This is a genomic window from Abyssicoccus albus, assembly GCF_003815035.1.
Lineage (GTDB): Bacteria > Bacillota > Bacilli > Staphylococcales > Abyssicoccaceae > Abyssicoccus > Abyssicoccus albus.
Map to the genome: position 1 here is coordinate 242,163 of NZ_RKRK01000002.1, position 19,281 is coordinate 261,443.

The 19,281-nt window shown below is 32.7% G+C and carries 16 protein-coding genes and 8 tRNA genes (1 of these 24 cut by a window edge); 18 read left to right on the top strand and 6 right to left on the bottom strand.

The window, feature by feature from the left end; all coding sequences use genetic code 11:
* Nucleotides 1-1,022, top strand: the 3' portion of a protein-coding gene (locus tag EDD62_RS09455) for a Rib/alpha-like domain-containing protein (protein ID WP_462476952.1). The gene continues 589 nt to the left of window position 1, outside the view; only the last 1,022 of its 1,611 coding nucleotides appear in the window; its start codon lies beyond the left edge, outside the window; its stop codon occupies nt 1,020-1,022.
* A gap of 645 nt (nt 1,023-1,667) precedes the next feature.
* Here EDD62_RS09455 and EDD62_RS01220 read toward each other — a convergent pair.
* The 3 genes from EDD62_RS01220 to EDD62_RS01230 all read right to left on the bottom strand — a co-directional run bounded on the left by EDD62_RS01220 (nt 1,668) and on the right by EDD62_RS01230 (nt 4,550).
* On the bottom strand, nt 1,668-2,180 hold the full coding sequence (locus EDD62_RS01220) for a 2'-5' RNA ligase family protein (protein WP_077140639.1): 513 nt from the start codon (nt 2,178-2,180) through the stop codon (nt 1,668-1,670).
* 68 nt (nt 2,181-2,248) lie between these two features.
* A complete protein-coding gene (locus EDD62_RS01225) occupies nt 2,249-2,974 on the bottom strand; it encodes an alpha/beta hydrolase (protein ID WP_077140638.1) in 726 nt (241 codons plus the stop codon).
* Between the two features lie 46 nt (nt 2,975-3,020).
* Nucleotides 3,021-4,550 carry an alanine/glycine:cation symporter family protein gene (locus EDD62_RS01230; protein WP_123807224.1) on the bottom strand — a complete coding sequence of 510 codons (1,530 nt, stop codon included), beginning with the start codon at nt 4,548-4,550 and terminating at the stop codon, nt 3,021-3,023.
* 266 nt (nt 4,551-4,816) lie between these two features.
* Between EDD62_RS01230 and EDD62_RS01235 the strand changes: the two genes are divergently transcribed.
* The 3 genes from EDD62_RS01235 to galU all read left to right on the top strand — a co-directional run bounded on the left by EDD62_RS01235 (nt 4,817) and on the right by galU (nt 8,014).
* Entirely contained in the window at nt 4,817-5,971 is a 1,155-nt protein-coding gene (locus tag EDD62_RS01235) for an AI-2E family transporter (RefSeq protein ID WP_123807225.1), read from the top strand.
* 195 nt (nt 5,972-6,166) lie between these two features.
* The gene (locus EDD62_RS01240; RefSeq protein WP_123807226.1) at nt 6,167-6,850 is read left to right on the top strand and encodes an N-acetylmuramoyl-L-alanine amidase; all 684 of its coding nucleotides are present in this window, start codon (nt 6,167-6,169) and stop codon (nt 6,848-6,850) included.
* Between the two features lie 291 nt (nt 6,851-7,141).
* Entirely contained in the window at nt 7,142-8,014 is an 873-nt protein-coding gene (gene galU / locus EDD62_RS01245) for a UTP--glucose-1-phosphate uridylyltransferase GalU (protein ID WP_123807227.1), read from the top strand.
* Between the two features lie 244 nt (nt 8,015-8,258).
* Here galU and ltaA read toward each other — a convergent pair whose 3' ends face one another.
* Together ltaA and EDD62_RS01255 are read right to left on the bottom strand one after the other, a co-directional pair.
* Nucleotides 8,259-9,437 (bottom strand): lipoteichoic acid biosynthesis MFS flippase LtaA, encoded by a 1,179-nt coding sequence (gene ltaA, locus EDD62_RS01250; protein ID WP_123807228.1) that lies wholly within the window; start codon nt 9,435-9,437, stop codon nt 8,259-8,261.
* Complete coding sequence (locus EDD62_RS01255) at nt 9,418-10,575, bottom strand: MGDG synthase family glycosyltransferase (RefSeq protein ID WP_123807229.1); 1,158 nt, start codon at nt 10,573-10,575, stop codon at nt 9,418-9,420. Before EDD62_RS01255 ends, ltaA begins: the two co-directional genes overlap by 20 nt.
* A gap of 195 nt (nt 10,576-10,770) precedes the next feature.
* Here EDD62_RS01255 and EDD62_RS01260 point away from each other — a divergent pair, with 195 nt between their 5' ends.
* The 14 genes from EDD62_RS01260 to EDD62_RS01325 all read left to right on the top strand — a co-directional run bounded on the left by EDD62_RS01260 (nt 10,771) and on the right by EDD62_RS01325 (nt 18,197).
* A complete protein-coding gene (locus tag EDD62_RS01260; RefSeq protein WP_123807230.1) occupies nt 10,771-12,255 on the top strand; it encodes a UDP-N-acetylmuramoyl-L-alanyl-D-glutamate--2,6-diaminopimelate ligase in 1,485 nt (494 codons plus the stop codon).
* A complete protein-coding gene (locus EDD62_RS01265) occupies nt 12,245-12,484 on the top strand; it encodes a YueH family protein (RefSeq protein ID WP_077140630.1) in 240 nt (79 codons plus the stop codon). The genes EDD62_RS01260 and EDD62_RS01265 overlap by 11 nt, the downstream gene beginning before the upstream one ends.
* A gap of 10 nt (nt 12,485-12,494) precedes the next feature.
* A complete protein-coding gene (locus tag EDD62_RS01270) occupies nt 12,495-14,054 on the top strand; it encodes a peptide chain release factor 3 (protein WP_077140629.1) in 1,560 nt (519 codons plus the stop codon).
* Between the two features lie 335 nt (nt 14,055-14,389).
* The gene (locus EDD62_RS01275; RefSeq protein WP_123807231.1) at nt 14,390-15,313 is read left to right on the top strand and encodes a hypothetical protein; all 924 of its coding nucleotides are present in this window, start codon (nt 14,390-14,392) and stop codon (nt 15,311-15,313) included.
* A gap of 574 nt (nt 15,314-15,887) precedes the next feature.
* Nucleotides 15,888-15,961 (top strand) — tRNA-Met (locus EDD62_RS01280).
* Between the two features lie 13 nt (nt 15,962-15,974).
* Nucleotides 15,975-16,050, top strand: a tRNA-Asp gene (locus tag EDD62_RS01285).
* A gap of 11 nt (nt 16,051-16,061) precedes the next feature.
* Nucleotides 16,062-16,134, top strand: a tRNA-Phe gene (locus tag EDD62_RS01290).
* An 11-nt stretch (nt 16,135-16,145) separates the two neighbouring features.
* Nucleotides 16,146-16,218: transfer RNA gene (locus tag EDD62_RS01295), tRNA-His, on the top strand.
* A 10-nt stretch (nt 16,219-16,228) separates the two neighbouring features.
* Nucleotides 16,229-16,299, top strand: a tRNA-Gly gene (locus EDD62_RS01300).
* A 9-nt stretch (nt 16,300-16,308) separates the two neighbouring features.
* A tRNA-Asn gene (locus EDD62_RS01305) sits at nt 16,309-16,383 on the top strand.
* A 2-nt stretch (nt 16,384-16,385) separates the two neighbouring features.
* Nucleotides 16,386-16,457: transfer RNA gene (locus EDD62_RS01310), tRNA-Glu, on the top strand.
* Nucleotides 16,458-16,498: 41 nt separating this feature from the next.
* Nucleotides 16,499-16,585, top strand: a tRNA-Ser gene (locus tag EDD62_RS01315).
* Between the two features lie 195 nt (nt 16,586-16,780).
* Entirely contained in the window at nt 16,781-17,500 is a 720-nt protein-coding gene (locus EDD62_RS01320) for an SGNH/GDSL hydrolase family protein (RefSeq protein WP_170152734.1), read from the top strand.
* Between the two features lie 166 nt (nt 17,501-17,666).
* Nucleotides 17,667-18,197: a hypothetical protein gene (locus EDD62_RS01325; protein WP_123807233.1), complete on the top strand. Its 531-nt coding sequence runs from the start codon at nt 17,667-17,669 to the stop codon at nt 18,195-18,197.
* 47 nt (nt 18,198-18,244) lie between these two features.
* Here EDD62_RS01325 and EDD62_RS01330 read toward each other — a convergent pair whose 3' ends face one another.
* On the bottom strand, nt 18,245-19,168 hold the full coding sequence (locus EDD62_RS01330; RefSeq protein WP_123807234.1) for a 1,4-dihydroxy-2-naphthoate polyprenyltransferase: 924 nt from the start codon (nt 19,166-19,168) through the stop codon (nt 18,245-18,247).
* Between the last annotated feature and the right edge of the window lie 113 nt (nt 19,169-19,281).

The following is a 19,281-nucleotide window of genomic DNA, read 5'->3' on the forward strand; positions in this document are numbered from 1 at the left end:
AATTACCAGATGGCAACACACCAGATACAACAGAAGTAGATGTGACAGTAACATACCCAGACGGTACAACAGACCACATTAAAGTACCTGTAACGGTAGGAGAACAAGCAGATAACGAGGCTTATGTACCAACAACAGATGGTGTAACGAAAGATTATGGGACACCAACGACATCAGATGATGTAACAGGTGCGGTAACAATCCCAGATTATCCAGCGGATAAAGAACAGCCAACAATCACAGTGGATGATGAATCACAATTACCAGATGGCAACACACCAGATACAACAGAAGTAGATGTGACAGTAACATACCCAGACGGTACAACAGACCACATTAAAGTACCTGTAACGGTCGAGGAGCCATTAGACACAGATGTTGATCCAACAGATGCGTCTGAATATGAACCAATGACAGAACCAGAAGTGATTGAAGAAGGTGGCACAGTTGATTTAACAGATAACGTGACAAACTTATCTGATTTACCTGACGGTACAACGGTGACAGATGTGACACCAGACGGCGCGATTGATCCAAATACACCAGGAGAATACACAGGTCAAGTCGAAGTGACATACCCAGATGGCACATCAGAAATCGTCGATGTTCCAGTGACGGTAGAAGTATCAAACACAGGTGGCCATGATAATCAAGGTAGCAAAGATTCAGACAATGATGACGATTTACGTGTTGTTACTGAAACTGTTGATGTTAATGGAAAAATTGATTTAACTGATAATGTATTAAATTTACCAAAAGGTAGTAAGGTTAAAGACATTACGCCAGTAGGTATGATTGATATCAGTAAACGTGGTGAATATACTGGATTGGTTGAAGTTACGTATCCTAATGGAACAAAAGAAGTAATAAAAGTTCCTGTCGATATCATTCAATCTAAAGCAGATATATTACCACAAACTGGTGAAACAAATAATAATACTCTTGCTGGTGGTATTGCGGGTATTTTAGGTGGATTATTATTCTTTGGTCTTAAACGCCGTAAAGAAAACGAGGATAACTAATCTGTTATTTGTAAAATTTCATTTATAGTTATTAAATATTTTAAAAAAAATTAATCAATAAATGAATATTTAAGACAATTTGGTTCATTTCAATTTAAGATTAAATAGAATTGGTGAACTAAAATATAGAGATTAAGCAGCTTAAAGTTGCTTAATCTCTTTTTTTGTTATCTGTAATGATTTAAATTATTTTGAGTATGATGATAAAAAGCTGAATAATTATTATGAAAAAGGAGTAAACTGGGGTTTAAAAGACATTTTTCTTAAAAAGTAAAAGATTATTTTTTAAATTTGGTCATCTCAAAGATAATATTATTGTTTGTGAAAATTATAAAAACGCTGTGATTACCTAGGTAGAGATAACTTTTGAGATAGTTATTAAGAGACAATCAAAACAAAGTAAAGCAGGTGATGATGTTCATGCACTTTACTTTATTTATTGAGTGCATTTTATTAATGTTTAGAACTCTAAATATATGTTTCATGGCTATAATCAAAACTAAGAAGGGTTGAAAAAGAATATTAAATTTTTTCAATGGCAATCAAATTTCATTAAAAAAGGCTGCACTTGTATTAGCGCAGCCGATTAACTATATTTTATGTGTCAAATTGACGTGTTGATTTCCAAATTGTTGACTTGTGTTATTATTGACCTAATTTAATCATATCAAATGTTGTCCATTGACCGTTATCTAATTGATAACATAAAGCAATTTTATGAATTGTTTCTTGATGTTTTAGTGAATATAATGATAAGTGTCCTATAACATCTTCAAATTCTTGATCATTTAATCCTTGTGCTAACGTAATATGTGGGACAAACGGATGTGTTGCTTCACCATAAAAATCTTCATTATTAAAAGCATCGTATAAAGCCTGCAATGATTCAGTTGGTGTAATTTTTAAATACACGACATTTTTTGTCGGTGCAAAGTTACTTACTTTCTCAACATTAATATCTACGGGGTCAATTGATTTTGCTTTTTCTTCCATTATGTTAACGACTTGTTTTGCTTCATCTTCATTACTTACTTCAAATACTTCTTTCACTGTAATATGCGGTGGGATATTTGCGTAATGATCGTCGTAACGTTTACGGTAATGGTTCACTTCTTCTTGTAATTCTTTCGATGGAAATAATACAATACCTAATTTCATAATGATCATCCTCCTATGTGTTATTTCTATTATATCAAACTTGTTCAAAAAGAAAGTAATAAAAGATATTAATATTCAGATAAATATAATATTCCTTCATTTAAATGTGGTTTCCAAGTTTTCCAAACGTGTGACCCTTCAACTTCTTCATAATGATATGTCCATGGTTTATTTTGAATTGCTTCATTTAATGCTCTGTTTGGTGTTAAGAAATCTGCCATTTCACCTGTAGTTGGAAGTTTGAAATGTTTTTCTTCTTTACCAATAATATGGAAAATTTCTAAAGACTCATCATTTAAATTAATCCATTCAAATAGTGAATCTGTAACCATCGGACTTAAGATGATTCCTTTATAACATTCGAGGGGGTAATTTAATATTAAGCTTAATGCCATGCTGGCAGCTTGTGAGTCTCCTAATGCAATTCTATCCATCGGCGATGTTGATACATTAAATTGTTGTTCGATATATGGAATCAATTCTTCTATAATACTTTTCAACATGTTTTGATGGTGTATACCATCAGGGCTGAAGTGTTCAGCTCTCCAAGCAACAGAATTGTAACAAACACCTACAATAATTGCAGGTTCAATATCATTTGATTGAACTAACTTTTCATATTCTCGGTTTAATTGAGCATATTTAAAAACATCTTGACCATCAAAGGCAATTATCAGTCGGTGTGGTTCCATATTGTGATAAGACTTAGGTAAATAAATTTTTAAATCGTAATCATCTTGTAAAATTTCACTGTGAAATGAAGTATCATTAATTTTTTGTATTTCGAAGCTCATAACAGTTCTCCTTTATTATTTGCTTCTTTAATTTTATCAAAAAACTTTAATCTTGTTTAATCTTAGCTTCTTTTAGTCTATTTGGATAATGTTCCGTCCAGAATGTTGCATTAGGTAAATCTTTTTTATCTGGTTGATATATTGCATATTTTCCAGAACCTTTCGCAGCTTTTTGTCTTTCATAGTCACGTAATGCTTCGATTGCTTTCTTGTGTAATATGACGATTGCAATCATATTAGCCCAAGCCATTAATCCGACACCAATATCACCAATCGACCAAGCTAGTTGAGCACTTTTTACGGCGCCGAAAATAACCGATGAAATTAGGAGGAACTTAAGTGCATACTTTAGCCATAAATGTTTACCTTTAAGAATATAAACTAAATTTGTTTCTGCAATATAGTAATATGCAAGAATCGTTGTAAAAGCAAAGAATGTTAAAATGATTGCAATAAAATATGATCCGAAACCGACAAAGTTTATATCAAACTGTGACTGATTTGATAACGTAAGGTCGAGTGCTGCTTGAGTATACGTTACACTACCTTCATAGACTTTCTCACCATTTGCACCTAAACTATATACTCCGTTATCAATTAGGAGCGATCCATCTTCATCTTTAACATTATATTGACCGGTAATTAAAATCATTAATGCTGTTGCAGTACATACAAACAATGTATCTACATACACTGAGAATGATTGAACAAGCCCTTGCTTAGCTGGATGTGAAACTTCTGCAGCACCTGCTGCGTGGGGTCCAGTTCCTTGGCCTGCCTCATTCGAATAAATGCCACGCATTACACCAATTTGGATCATCGCACCGAGTATTCCACCGAATGTTGCTTCTTGACCAAAAGCACTTTTAATAATTAATAACAACATGTCAGGAACTAACGAAGCATTCATTAAAACAACAATGACAGCAACGATTATATATATAATCGCCATTATTGGAACGACAGCAGATGCAAAATTGGCGATTGCTTGAATTCCACCGAAAATAACTAAACCTACAACAATGGCAGTAATTAATGCGATAATCCATGGACTGATTTGGAATGCATTTGAAACGGACTCGCTAATTGCATTGGATTGAATACTTGGTAACAAGAACCCCGTCGCAATGATTGTAATCAATGCAAAGATTAGTGCATAAATCTTACCAACATGTCCCTTGATTCCTTGTTCTATGTAATATGCTGGTCCTCCGCGGTATTCACCATTATCTTCCTTCTTATAAATTTGAGCAAGTGTAGACTCTATGAATGCACTGCCAGCACCTAAAAATGCCGTCACCCACATCCAAAATATCGCACCGGGACCACCGACATAGATAGCCGTTGCAACCCCGACAATATTACCTGTACCAACACGCCCAGCGAGTGAAACGGCTAATGCTTGAAAACTTGATACGCCAATAGGTGATTCCTCACCTTGGAACATTAGGCGAATCATCTCTTTGAAATGTCTCAGCTGAAAAAGTCTCATTCTAAGAGTGAAATATATACCACAAATGAGTAGTCCATAGACGAGCAAAGGACTCCAAATAATTTCTTTTATCATATCAATCATAATTTGATTTTTCTCCTTTATCGTTATATTATAGTAAAGTAGTATGATTTTTGAATTATCAGATTATTTATATTTTTATTATACAGTATGATGACAGTTAAGCAAATGATTAATTAGTCAAATGGTTAATCGATGCATGCTTCATCACAATTATTTAGACTAATAATCTAACCATTATATTTAGTTATTTTTGTGTGTAACTAAAACATAAAATGGGTATTATTATGATATGATGTATGATGAAAATAGTATATAGGAGGGACATTATGGTCCAAAAGAATTGGTTTCAAATTGGAATAGCACTCATAATGACATTAATTATAATCTTATTATTGAAAGAAATGAAAGTGATATTCCATCCGATTTATATTATTGTGAAGACGATTTTTATTCCATTAATCGTTGCTGGACTTTTGTATTACATAGGTGTACCGATTCAAGAATTTCTTGAAAAACGTAAAGTACCGAAATGGGCAAGTGTTTCGACAGTCCTTCTAATTATTACACTTGTTATTGGTATTTTTATCTCGGTATTGATTCCAATGATTACCGATCAAGTACAAAATTTAGTCCAAAAAGCACCAGCAATTCAAAAACAAGCTGAAGAATATGTAGATTATGCACTCAGTCAGCGTGAAAGATTGCCTGAGAGTTTCGAAAATAAAATTAATGATATCGTTGGTAACTTAGATAAAACATTAACAAGTCTAGGTGATGTTATGATTAGCCTCGTAACAGGAACGGTTCAAACGTTGTTCTTATTGATTTTAGTCCCATTCTTCTTAATTTATATGTTAAAAGATCATAAGAAATTTGTTCCATACGTATCTTCACCTTTTAACGGATCATTCAAACGTTTCATCGTTGAAACATTAGGCGCAATTGATAAGACGCTTCGTTCATTTATCCAAGGTCAAATGTTAGTATCGGTCATTCTTGGTATAATGCTTTACGTAGGATATTTAATTATGGGATTGGATTATGCATTACTTCTTGCATTGTTTGCGGTAATGACTAATTTCATACCATTTCTCGGTCCATATTTAGCTGTAGCACCAGCGATACTTCTTGCATTGTTACAAGAGCCAATATTAGTTCTATGGGTTGTTCTATTAATGGTTGTAGCACAACAAATTGAAGGAAACATTATTACACCGAACGTAATGGGGAATACATTAAATATTCATCCTTTAACAGTCATAACAGTTGTGTTAGCTGCTGGTAATTTAGGTGGATTTGTTGCCGTTATGGTGGCTATACCAACGTATGCAGTGATCAAAGCAATTGTGACTAAAATTTATGAATACCGCTATGATATTAAACATATCATGATGAAAGAAAATACATTCTATCGAAAATCTGAACCGGATAGAGATGAGCATTATGAAACAATAAAAAAAAGAAAGTCATTAAATAAGTAGTTTAATATTTTTAAATTATTAGTAGGGATATATTTTAGTTATAAAGATATGAATTTATATAATATTATATAATATATGTTAATATATAAACATTATTCCATATTCCATCGTTTTATATTTAATTAATCCTAAAAAAATAATTTCGGCGAAATCACCTTTTTCTAACGATATATAAGTTAGAAGGAGGTGATTTTTTTGAAGATAACCAAAATGTTGTTACCGATATCTCATCGCAATCGAACGAAGCAAGTCATGAGACCAAAATATATAACAATTCATAATACAGGCAATAGTTCGAAAGGTGCTAATGCTTTAATGCATGCTAAATACATTAAGAATCAACAACATCGATATGTGTCATGGCATTATACTATTGATGATCAATATATTATTCAACATGTTCCATCGAATGAAGTAGCTTGGCATGCTGGAGATGGTGCCATGGGGCTTGGTAATATATCGAGTATCGGAATTGAGATGTGCCAACATGATGGGGTAGACTTTGAACAAGTGATACAAAATACGATTGAACTTGTGAGACTATTGATGAAGCAGTATGATATACCGATTCATAGAGTTGTGCCTCACTCACATTGGAAACAAACAAGTTGTCCTAAGTTTCTACTAGAATATATGTCATTCGACCAATTTCGTGCGATGATTATTGAAATACAAATGAACAAGCCGAAGTATATTAAAGTAACAACACAAGATTTATGGGTTTATGATAAACCACAATGGAATGCACGTTATAAAATAGTCCACAAAGGAGAAGTCTTTACAATTAAAAATAAATTGTCGGTAGACGGATATACTATGTATGAATTGAAAAGCGGTTTATTTATTACCGGTGCAAAAGAATATATTGAATTGATTTAATGAAGGTTATAAACTATTTTAATAAATATATAAAATAAGAATTAAATAAAAATATAAAATAAAACCAGTATAAAATAAATGAACTGTCCCCCAAAAGTTAGACCAAAAATCTAACTTATGGGGTGTTTTGTTTTGTCTCATTAATTGGTGTCAGTTCACATGTCAGACCTATTTTATATATAATTTGTAGTATTCTATGACGATTGATAAAATAGATTTAAAATAAGTTTAACTCTAATAATATTAATTAAAATCTTATAAAAACGTATGAACAACGGAAAAGAGGTCTTTATGAAAAGAATAAAAAAAGCAGTCATTCCAGCAGCAGGGATTGGATCTAGGTTTTTACCAGCAACTAAGGCGATGCCAAAAGAAATGCTACCAATTTTAGACACACCGACAATTCAATATATCGTTGAAGAAGCGGTTAGTGCAGGGATTGAAGATATTATTATCGTCACAGGGAAACATAAAAGAGCAATTGAAGATCATTTTGATGCACAAGTTGAACTTGAAATTACATTAGAGAAAGCTGGTAAAAAAGATTTACTTGAAAAAGTTCACTTTGCTACTGATTTAGCAAATATGTTTTATGTCCGTCAAAAATCACCTAAAGGATTAGGACATGCCATTTGGACAGCAAGACAATTTATAGGAAATGAGCCATTTGCTGTGTTATTAGGAGATGATATTGTCGATTCTGAAGTGCCTTGTATTAATCAACTAATTGATCAATATGAACAAACTCAATCGACTGTCATTGGTGTAAAAGATGTTTTAAAAGAAGATAAGTCTAGGTATGGGATTGTTGAGTACGACAAGCGTGATGGAGATTTGTATGAAGTGTCAAAACTAATAGAGAAACCGAAACCACATGAAACAGACTCTAACTTGGCGATTATGGGTCGTTATGTATTAACTCCAGAAATTTTTGACGAGTTAGATAAAGGTGAGATTGGTGCAGGTGGAGAAATACAATTGACGGATGCGATCGAGATGTTAAATCAACATCAAAAAGTATTTGCATATAATTTTAGTGGAAATCGACATGATGTTGGAGATAAAGTAGGCTTTGTCAAAACAACCATTGAATATGCTTTGAAAAGCTCAATGAGAGATGAGATACAACAGTTTATGGAACAGAAGTTAAAAGAACTAAAATAACTTTAATGACATATTATTTTGATTGGATTAATGTGAATATAAGTAAAAAAGATAAAAAAGAATGGATTATAATTTGCTATTACAATTATAATCCATTTTTTATATTTTTAATTATCAATTATATCTTTACATAAACAACTCATCGCATTATATACATCTAAAAGTATTTACATGTAATACTTTTAGTATCTATAATTAAAAATTTAAATATTTACTTAGCCATTAAATATTTTAAGGACGGTTTTTAAGACCGCTTAAATTTATTTGTCATAACAAAGTGAATGCAATAAAGAATCATTAAGCCTATAAAAATTAAACTCGAAACATAGAAAGCATAATTTACATCTTGAGTATATTCCGTGATTAATCCACCAATTAATGGTCCGATCATCGTGCCGAGTCCTTGTAAAAAGTTAAATACACCCCAAGATTCTTCTTTTAAGTCATCACGAATTGAAGAGGCCATGAATTTGTTCCACGCTGGGAGTAATAAACCATAAAATAATCCGACAATTAATGCGACGATACAAATAATGATGTAACTCGTGAAATGACTTAATGAGTAAATTCCTAAAGCATAAACAAGAAAACCAATTAAAACAACAGAATACGTTAACCAATGACCGAGTTTATCTAATAATCGACTCATGAGTAGCATTGCCAAGGCACATCCAAAGCCTCCAATAATCAATATGATGGTATATTGAACATAATTTAATCCAATATCTTTGACAGCGTAGGTTGGAAGAATAGGAATTAGCATCCCAATGGCAAGCCCTTGTAACAGTATTCCTGGGAATAAAATTTTGTGATGGTTTACAATAAATAACATTTCTTTTAGCTGTTCTATTATATTCGTTGATTTACGATAAGTCACATGTACATGACTAAAGATTAATAAAATTAATGCAATGACAAAACAAATTGGAATGAGGATTACAAATCGAGTTGGGTGAATACTAATGAATAAATTCATTCCGATCATACCTGAAAGCATCCCCATGAGCCATGCAAAATAGACTAGACCCATCTCTTTTCCTCTTTGACGTTCGTCAATGTTACTTAATACCATAATCCAAATAGGGCATACGGCAATTCCAACAAGAATTGAAGCAATAATGTATGTCACTGGATTTGGCATTAGGACCATTAATACGAGTCCGATTAAACCTAATATGAAACTAACATATAATACGGGTTTAGCACCGATACGTTTCATGACAAAACCAATCACCATGTTAGTACCAGCATCACTTATAAAGTGAATCGTCACAGCGATACTTGCAATTGCTACGGTAATATTATTAGAAATCGCTGGAATACTTGGTAAGTAGCTTAAGACATACATCCCACGTGCAAATTCGACTAAAAATAACGTGATTAATAACAACCAGAATGAATGTTTATGAGAAGAGTTTCGCATATTTAATCACTTTCTTATCTTCTAATGGTTTGTGATATGATTTCGTTAACTGTTCATTAATTAGCGATGCAATGTGTCGACTCGCTGTTGGTTTTCGATGTGTTTCCATAGACTGTTGCATATGTTTTAATTCCAATGGATGATCCAATAAATGATCAGCGATACGAATTGTTTCATTCGGATTATTGGCGATTTTTGCTAACCGCGTTCGATTGAAGTATTTTGCATTTTCTAATTCTTGTCCTGGTGCTGGGTTGTATAAGATGAGAGGGATTTTACGTGCCAATGCTTCACTAATCGTAATACCTCCTGGTTTTGTAATCATCATGTCACACGACGCCATCCATTGATTCATCTCTTTTGTATAACCCATGATGAGTACTTGTGAGTAGTTTTTAAATTTATTTTTTAATTGTTGTGCGAGTTCATGGTTTCGTCCACATACAACAACGATTTGACGGTTTTCATCTTTTTTTATCAATTGTTGTATCATTTCATCAAAACCACGCAATACACCAAATGCACCAGCAACCATAAGGATTGTTTTTTTGTTAGGATCCAAATTAAAAGATTTAAGCCATTGTTCACAATCGATTGATTCAGAAAATGCTTCATTAATTGGAATTCCGGTCACGTGTATAAGGTTTTCATCTACGCCGACTTTCATTAAGTCATTTTTAGTTTCATTGCAAGCTACATAATACCCTTCAGAGTATGGTGTGACCCAGTTCTTATGTAATCTAAAGTCTGTTATCACCGTTACAATCGGAATATCGATATTCAATCTATTCTTTAGGACACTCATGACAGGTGTCGGGAATGTAACCAAGATTAAGTCTGGGTTATATTCTGCAACAAGTTTTAATAACTTATTTAATCCGTAGTATTTGTAGAAAGATTTATCAACAGCATTCGGCCTAGAGTAATAGAACATTTTATACGATGTTCTGAAATGCGTAAAACTATTAATATAGTAAGTTTTTGCAACTGTAGTCAACAATGGATGTGCTTCTAAGAATAAGTCGTGTTTATACACATCGATTTCGTTTAAGTCTATTTGACTCATGATACTTTCAGTCGCTTGAATATGTCCATTGCCAAATGAACCAGTTATGATCAGTAATTTTTTCTTTGTCATTTTTACACCCCGTTAAGTTATGTGATGCACTTATTTTTTGGTGTAAACACCATCCCCTTATAAGTACATATGATATCTCATTATTAGTTTATCTTATTTAATAAATATTGAACAGAATTTCCCGAAGATTTACAAACACTTAATAATATTAAATAAAGGTGCTATAATTTAATGATGAATATGAGGTGAGATGTAATGGAGATAAAGCTGTTGATCGATCGATTGAAAATAAAACAAGTGTATGGACATACCAATAGAGAAGTGACCCATATTACAACAGATTCAAGACAAGTCAAAAAAGGTTCAATCTTTGTTGCGAGCAAAGGCAATCGTGTTGATAGTCATAACTTTATAGAGGATGTTATTAATAAAGGTGTTGAAGTGATTGTCGTTGAACGATTTGTTGAAGTATCGGATGATATTACTGTAATACTAGTTAATGATAGTCTTCGAGTGGCTTCACTGTTTGCTCATATGTTATATGAATATCCAACAAATCATTTAACGACCGTTGGTATTACTGGAACCAATGGTAAAACAACAATTGCGACGATGCTTCATCACTTATGGCAACACTTAGGTCTTAATTCTAGTTATATTGGAACGAATGGGTTTATGCTAAATGCTAATCACTATGAAACGAAGAATACAACGCCTGAAACAGTCACTTTAACAGAACATATACACGAAGCTGTCGATTTCGGTGCTGATGTTATGAACTTTGAAGTATCAAGTCATGGATTAATGATAGGTCGCTTAAATGGTGTTGAATTTGATATCGCGATATTTACGAATTTAACCCAAGATCATTTAGACTTTCATGGGTCAATGACTGATTATAAATATGCTAAAGAACGCCTGTTTACAGGGCTTGGTCAAGATTTGTCTAAAGAGAAATATGTGATTTTAAATGGTGATGATCCTGTCAGTGAACTGTATAGAACGAGCTCACCTTATGAAGTGATTACTTATGGTCTCCAATCTCATCACGATATTTATGCAGATCATATTAAAGAATCAATTGAAGGCACAACATTTCGTCTGATGACACCGACAGGTCAATATAATGTTACAAGTCCTTATATTGGACTGTTTAATGTATCAAATTTAATTGCGGCTATGACCGCTTGTTGGGTAAAGGGATATTCGTTTGAACAAATTATTCAAACGATTGATCAGTTGGAACGTGTATCAGGGCGATTAGAAGTATTAGATGATTCATTGCCTATTCAATTAGTGATAGACTTTGCACATACGCCAGATGGGTTACAAAAAGTGATTGAATCTGTTAAACCACTTGTTCAAAACAAACTGATTGTTTTAACTGGAATGCAAGGGGAAAGAGATACGACGAAAGCTTTTGATATGGGTAGAATCGCATGTTTAGGAGATGTTGCAATCTACACGCCAGATAATCCAGTTGATGATGATCCAGACTATTTAACAGGACTATTAAAAGCAGGAGCAACACACGATAATATATATGAATTTAGTGATCGCAGTCGAGGTGTCGAATTTGCAATAGAGATATCGGAACCGGGAGATACAATATTGCTTACAGGTAAAGGGCGCGAACCATACCAGATTGGACCTGGTGGTGTGAAGCATCCTTATCGTGAAGATGAGATTGCATTAAATGCGGCATATAAAAAATACGGAGTGATGGATCGTGAAAATTAGAAAAAGTATTAGTGAGGGGTACGAATGTAAAGTATTTATATATCAAAATAAGAAAGAAGAGTATACAGTTATCAGTATTCCTGATTTAAATTGGTCAATACAATTTGAAGATGATTTATATGGGGAATCATTAGAGGAACATTTAGTACATTCACTATTCAATCTTGTTGATGAATCTTTGGCAAGAGAATTAGCATTAAGAATTAACCAATGGATAATAGAAATGTGAGGAACATATTATGGATTTAACAAAACAAGTAAATAATAGAAAAACATTTGCGATTATATCCCATCCAGATGCGGGTAAGACAACTTTAACTGAGAAGTTATTGTTATTTGGTGGTGCAATAAGAGAAGCAGGAACAGTTAAAGGGAAGAAAACTGGAAAATTTGCAACGAGTGACTGGATGGATATTGAACAACAAAGAGGGATATCCGTTACAAGTTCAGTGATGCAATTTGAATACGATGGAATTAAGGTCAATATATTAGATACACCAGGACATGAAGACTTCTCTGAAGATACGTATCGTACGTTAATGGCAGTAGATAGTGCGGTGATGGTTATTGACTGTGCGAAAGGGATTGAACCACAGACGCTTAAACTTTTCAAAGTATGTAAAATGAGAGGAATCCCAATTTTTACGTTTATTAATAAGCTTGATCGCGTTGGGAAAGAACCTTTCGAGTTACTTGAAGAAATAGAATCAACGTTAGACATCGAGACATACCCTATGACATGGCCAATTGGAATGGGTCAAAGTTTCTTTGGTATTATTGATCGAAATGAAAAATATATTGAACCATTTCGAGATGAAGAACATCGATTAAATCTGAATGAGGATTATGAACTAGAAACATCTCATCCAATTGAAAACGACAGTGTATTTACTCAAGCAATTGAAGAATTGATGCTGGTAGACGAGGCAGGGGATGCATTTGATCAAGAAAAGATAGCAAAAGGAGACATGACACCGGTATTTTTTGGTTCGGCATTAGCGAATTTTGGTGTGATGAACTTTTTGAATGCTTATATCGATCATGCACCATCACCGAAAGGTCGTAAAACTGTCGATGATGAGTTTATCGCACCAGATCACGATGAATTCAGTGGATTTATCTTTAAAATTCAAGCCAATATGGACCCGAAACATCGTGATAGGATTGCATTCATGAGAGTCGTCAGTGGTCAGTTTGAACGTGGAATGGATGCGACACTCACAAGAACAGGAAAGAAGAGCAAAATCAGTCGATCTACAATGTTTATGGCAGACAGTACTGAAACGGTTAATGATGCATATAGTGGAGATATTATCGGTTTGTATGATACAGGAACGTATCAAATTGGTGATACGTTGTGTGATAAAGGTAAAATACAATATGAAGCGCTACCACAATTTACACCAGAGATTTTCATGAAAGTTAGTGCGAAGAATGTCATGAAGCAAAAGCATTTTCATAAAGGTGTTGAACAACTAGTTCAAGAAGGCGCTATTCAATATTATAAGTCGATGCATACTAATCAAGTCATATTAGGAGCTGTTGGTCAATTGCAATTCGAAGTATTTACACATCGAATGCAAAGTGAATACAACGTCGAAGTTGTGATGGATCCAATTGGTAAGAAAGAGGCAAGATGGATTCATAACGAAGAAGATGTGACAGATGCGATGAATTCACCAAGAAGTATGCTTGTGTTAGATCGATATGATCGGAAAGTATTCTTGTTCGAGAACGACTTTGCGATGAGATGGTTTGAAGATAAATTTCCAAATATTGAATTATATAGTTTATTATAATGAATTAAGTATTGGAGTATTTAAGTAATATTGAGCATAACAGTTTAAATGAGGAATTCTTACTTAGTGTAAGAATTCTTTTTTTATAAATATAATTAAAACATTTTTAATAAGATGTAAATGATAAATATAAAATAGATAAATGTTTAAAATCAAATAATATATAATAGTTAATTTGAAAATTAAATTAACTTAAAATTTAAATTCTAAATATTAAAATTAAGTTAGAAAAATATGAAAATAATAGTTTGACTTGTAAATTAATGGGTATATAATGTAGAAATATCACATATTTCTAATTATACAAATATATTAGAATTGGGGTTTTCGTGTTAATGTCTAAGAAATCTAATATTCTGCATATACATAAAAAAATAGTATTAGAAAAGTTTATACCCGTTAGTTATTTAAATGAACATTTTGATAAAAGTCAAAGAACATACCAAAGATATATGAAAGAAGTTGAAAAAGTAATTCATGATACTGAGAGAGTACTTGGTATAGGTGAAGAACATTTAAGTAAAATTACATATTCTGATGAAGAAAAAGGATTTATCTTGAAGTCTATTAATAATAAGCAAGATAGTCGTGAGTTAATTGCTTTAATGATTCAATTGAAAAGTATCACGCCATTTATATCTTCTAATGTAATTCAATATTTAAGTTCAGCGATATCTAAAATTGATAAAGAAGATCAACCAATGTTATTGGACTATTTAGACCAGTTCCAAATCGATGGAGAGGCAACACCTGAAGGATTACTTGATTTGCAGCAATTTATTTATGAAGGTAAGAGAATCAGTATAGAGTACTACGATGACGATGGGGAGATTTCTATAAAGAATGAGATCAAACCTCTGTATTTAATTTATCAGTTCTATCACCATAATCTTGTATACATTGAAAATGACTCAATTAATCAAATGAAAGTTGTAGATATTATTGATTGGCAAGGGAAGCAATTTGAACAAGATGAAAATAACTATGATGATGTTTGTACTGACGATAGTAAAGATTTAATCGTTACTCGTTTAAGAATCGAGAATGGTTTCTATGAAGGATTTAAAAGAACATTTCCAATCATCAAAGAGGTTAGTATTACTGATCAATATGCAGTTGTCGATGTTAATATTGCTTTTGAAGATATCTTTTTTATTTGTTGTTGGGCAGCACCGAGAGTTCAAATTATTAAACCAAATTATGTCATTGAATTATTTAATAATAGAGTTAAGTTAATTAATCAAATACATCATGATTAATTTCTTATCTTAATTCATTTCATAATTTCTTTTTCTTATTCTATTTTTATTATTAATAACATTAATGTAAGTTCTATTTATTTTTTATCTCTCCATATTTTAATATAGTTATTCCCTTATTTAATTATATATAATTGTTTTATTTCAATACCTTACTATGAAAGTCTATTATTTTATGCTTTTATTTATGCTTATAATAGTTTTGAACTCTTATTTGTATTTAAAAGATATATTATTTGTGAATTTTTTGTGAAAATATTCACTTATAACTTGTTATTTTATTCACATATAATATAATAAGAATATAGTAAGAATAAGTTACCCCCTATCATTATTCTCTATGCAATACATCAATTGATATGATTGGTGTATTTTTGTTTTTAATGTTCATATAATATTAAAAATTATCGGAGTTAAGTCATTTAAAAGAGATTGAAATAATAAATTTGTATTGTTATAGTGTATAGAAGAGTTATTAATAATATATTTTATATTTAGTAAAAAAATTTATGATACCTATTGACTATATATACTAACTAATGATATATTATAAAAGTCGAAAAAATTCTATTAGCGCGGGATGGAGCAGTCTGGTAGCTCGTCGGGCTCATAACCCGAAGGTCGATGGTTCAAATCCGTCTCCCGCAATTTAAGTACGAGTGGTCCTGTGGTGTAGCGGTTAACATGCCTGCCTGTCACGCAGGAGATCGCGGGTTCGATTCCCGTCAGGACCGCCATTTTTAATATCGGCTCAATAGCTCAGTCGGTAGAGCAAAGGATTGAAAATCCTTGTGTCGGCAGTTCGATTCTGTCTTGAGCCATCTTTTTCTTGGCGATTGTGGCGAAGTGGTTAACGCATCGGATTGTGGTTCCGACACTCGTGGGTTCGATTCCCATCAGTCGCCCTTGTATTACGCGGGTGTAGTTTAGTGGTAAAACCTCAGCCTTCCAAGCTGATGATGTCGGTTCGATTCCGATCACCCGCTTTTTATTTATCCACAGTAGCTCAGTGGTAGAGCTATCGGCTGTTAACCGATCGGTCGTAGGTTCAAGTCCTACCTGTGGAGCCATAGGCCCCTTGGTCAAGCGGTTAAGACACCGCCCTTTCACGGCGGTAACACGGGTTCGAATCCCGTAGGGGTCATACAATCAGGAGCGAAATATCGCTCCTGATTTTTTTATCGAGGGGAGTTGGCCGAGTGGCTTAAGGCGTACGCCTGGAACGCGTATAAACGTTTATTCGTTTCGAGGGTTCAAATCCCTCACTCTCCGTTTTTAAGCATTCTCAGATGAGGATGCTTCTTTATTTATATATAAATATATGAAATGACTATGTTGATTAATTATAATAATAATCAATATACGATTCATACTTATATCACAATTAAAAGAAATGATATATCATATATATGAGATGTAAATAAGATTCATTATATAAAACGAATGAAGTGAATAAGGAGTTAAATGATGTTTAATCTATTTACAAAAAGGAATAAACCTCATCAAATATCAACAACGGAGCAAATGAATTTATTGATATTTGGTGATAGTATTACTGAAACTGCATCGATGGATGACGATGGTTCAAACTATAAAGAGGGTGTAAGGAGTAATTGGCCTAAATGGTTACTTCAAGATATTTCATTTAAAAGTGTTAGAAATATGGCGAAAGCTGGTGCAACGTATAAAGACCGTGAGAATGTGCCACTTAGAAAAAATATGAGCGTCCAGGTAAATAGTGCTATCAAAATGAAATACCCAGCTGATATGATAATTATCGCGATGGGGACTAATGATGGTTTTGCGACAGGTAATTTTGAGACAGCGATGAATAAACCTACGCTCGAATCATTGGACCGGTCAAATTTGTATGAAGCGTTAAGATGGTCGTTTTGGACGATTCAAAGTGAACCAATGTATGCAAATGCAGAAAAATTCGTAGCACTGCCGATCCAACGTGCAGATCGTGAAGTATTGCCTTGTCTTCATGAGGCTATATCTGTGATGTCCAAGAGATATGGTTTCCAAGTGATTGATATGACGACTGAGTCTCAAATCATTAGAGAATTCGAAGTATGGGATGAGGAAGGGCGTGACTTGTATGATGGACTGCATCCAAATGTACAAGGACAACAAAAAATGGCTAATGTATTTAAAAAACATATTAATCACCTCATTTCAAAATAAATAAAAATTAATAAACATAAATTAATGTCCAATTCAGATAGATTAATTACATTGCTAATTGTTATTATGTTAGTATGATATCTATTCAAAGGTTTATTTACGTGGTATAATAATTTTTGTTAATGACAATTTATTGACAAAAATTAAATAAAATGAGGTGGTTGGATTGATTAATTATAGACGTATTAATGCAATATGTGACGCTTTCACATATCCAACAACTATTGAGAATATTATAAAAGAACGAATTGAAAGTGATGAAACAAATTATAAAGAAGTAGCATTTTATGAATCATTTATCGATGAACTAAAAAAATGTTACTATATCGAAGATAATTTTCATAGTGAAGTTTATCATCAAGGCACAGCTTTGATCGAATTGACTAAAACATTAATATATTTAGTCCTTGAGGATTCATTTATATATGGTTATGTTGAACGAGATCAAACAAATGATATGCAATGGACAATGTGTGTGTTAAACTTTGATCAAATCATTGAGTATAAATTTGATATTAGTGATCAACACGAAGAGGAAGATCGCTTCGAGAATGGAATAGCACACTATAATATTTTATTGCCAAGTGAGAATGAACAGCGTGGTATTATTCGAAATATTAATCCTAAAACATTTCAAGTTATTATAGACTTATTAGAAGAATATGACGTAAACAAGCCATTAGTCAAAGAAGACTAATGGCTTGTCTATTTTTATATTAAAAATGATTAAACATAACGAAATTATTAAATACCTGTAATAGCTGTAAGAATAATTGCAATACCGAGTAAAAATCCGAAAATTGTATTAAACTTTCCGACCGTAGCCATTGCTGGCATTAACTCAGGTGGGGTTGATCCTCTATTAAATTGTTTTACAGCTTTAATTACAAGTGGAATACTAATGAATACTATGAGCATCCATAGTGAGCCAAATGGTTTGAAGAAAATAATCCATAAAATTAATACAAAATCAAAAATATACAGTAAAGTCATCACTATAATTGAGAATGACTTACCAAAAAGAATCGTGAATGTCTTTCGACCGCTTTTTTTATCTTTCTCACGATCGCGAATATTATTCGCCATATTTAATAATCCAATATTGAATGAAATTGGGATGCTGAATAACATGGGCACGTAATGAATATGACCTGTTTGGATAAAGAATGTAATCATAATAATGACATATCCCATAAAGAAACCAGCAAAAATTTCTCCAAAAGGTGTCCATGATATCGGAAATGGACCACCCGTGTATAAGTAACCAACTGCCATACAAATTGTTCCAATCAGTAAAATCCACCATGAAGATTGAATTGTTATATATATCCCAATAATTGCTGCAATGATATAGAACATTACGGCTAAATTAACGACTGCTTTCGGACTCATTCCGTTGCGAACAATGGCTCCCCCGATACCAATCGATTCATGGTCATCTAGCCCTTTCTTATAGTCGAAGTACTCATTAAACATATTTGTAGCCGCTTGTATGAGTATTGAAGCGATTAACATTGCGAAAAATAACAACCAATCAATTTCTGTAAATAACATTGCACAGGCAGTTCCGACAACAACAGGTACGAATGAAGCGGTTAAAGTATGTGGACGCATTAAATGGTAATATTTACTGAATCCTGTTTGTTGTTTATAGTAATGTTCTGACATATGTAGACCTCTCTTGATGTTTAATATAGTCTTAATCAATAATAATTATATTAATAACAATCATTGATGATTTCTATTGTATTTTTAGTGTATTGAAAAGTTGTTCATAAAGT

Coding starts and splice junctions, on each gene's coding strand:
- EDD62_RS01220 (WP_077140639.1), bottom strand. CDS start 2,180: ATGAAATTAGGTATTGTATTATTTCCATCGAAAGAATTACAAGAAGAA.
- EDD62_RS01225 (WP_077140638.1), bottom strand. CDS start 2,974: ATGAGCTTCGAAATACAAAAAATTAATGATACTTCATTTCACAGTGAA.
- EDD62_RS01230 (WP_123807224.1), bottom strand. CDS start 4,550: ATGATTGATATGATAAAAGAAATTATTTGGAGTCCTTTGCTCGTCTAT.
- EDD62_RS01235 (WP_123807225.1), top strand. CDS start 4,817: ATGGTCCAAAAGAATTGGTTTCAAATTGGAATAGCACTCATAATGACA.
- galU (WP_123807227.1), top strand. CDS start 7,142: ATGAAAAGAATAAAAAAAGCAGTCATTCCAGCAGCAGGGATTGGATCT.
- ltaA (WP_123807228.1), bottom strand. CDS start 9,437: ATGCGAAACTCTTCTCATAAACATTCATTCTGGTTGTTATTAATCACG.
- EDD62_RS01255 (WP_123807229.1), bottom strand. CDS start 10,575: ATGACAAAGAAAAAATTACTGATCATAACTGGTTCATTTGGCAATGGA.
- EDD62_RS01260 (WP_123807230.1), top strand. CDS start 10,771: ATGGAGATAAAGCTGTTGATCGATCGATTGAAAATAAAACAAGTGTAT.
- EDD62_RS01270 (WP_077140629.1), top strand. CDS start 12,495: ATGGATTTAACAAAACAAGTAAATAATAGAAAAACATTTGCGATTATA.
- EDD62_RS01275 (WP_123807231.1), top strand. CDS start 14,390: ATGTCTAAGAAATCTAATATTCTGCATATACATAAAAAAATAGTATTA.
- EDD62_RS01320 (WP_170152734.1), top strand. CDS start 16,781: ATGTTTAATCTATTTACAAAAAGGAATAAACCTCATCAAATATCAACA.
- EDD62_RS01330 (WP_123807234.1), bottom strand. CDS start 19,168: ATGTCAGAACATTACTATAAACAACAAACAGGATTCAGTAAATATTAC.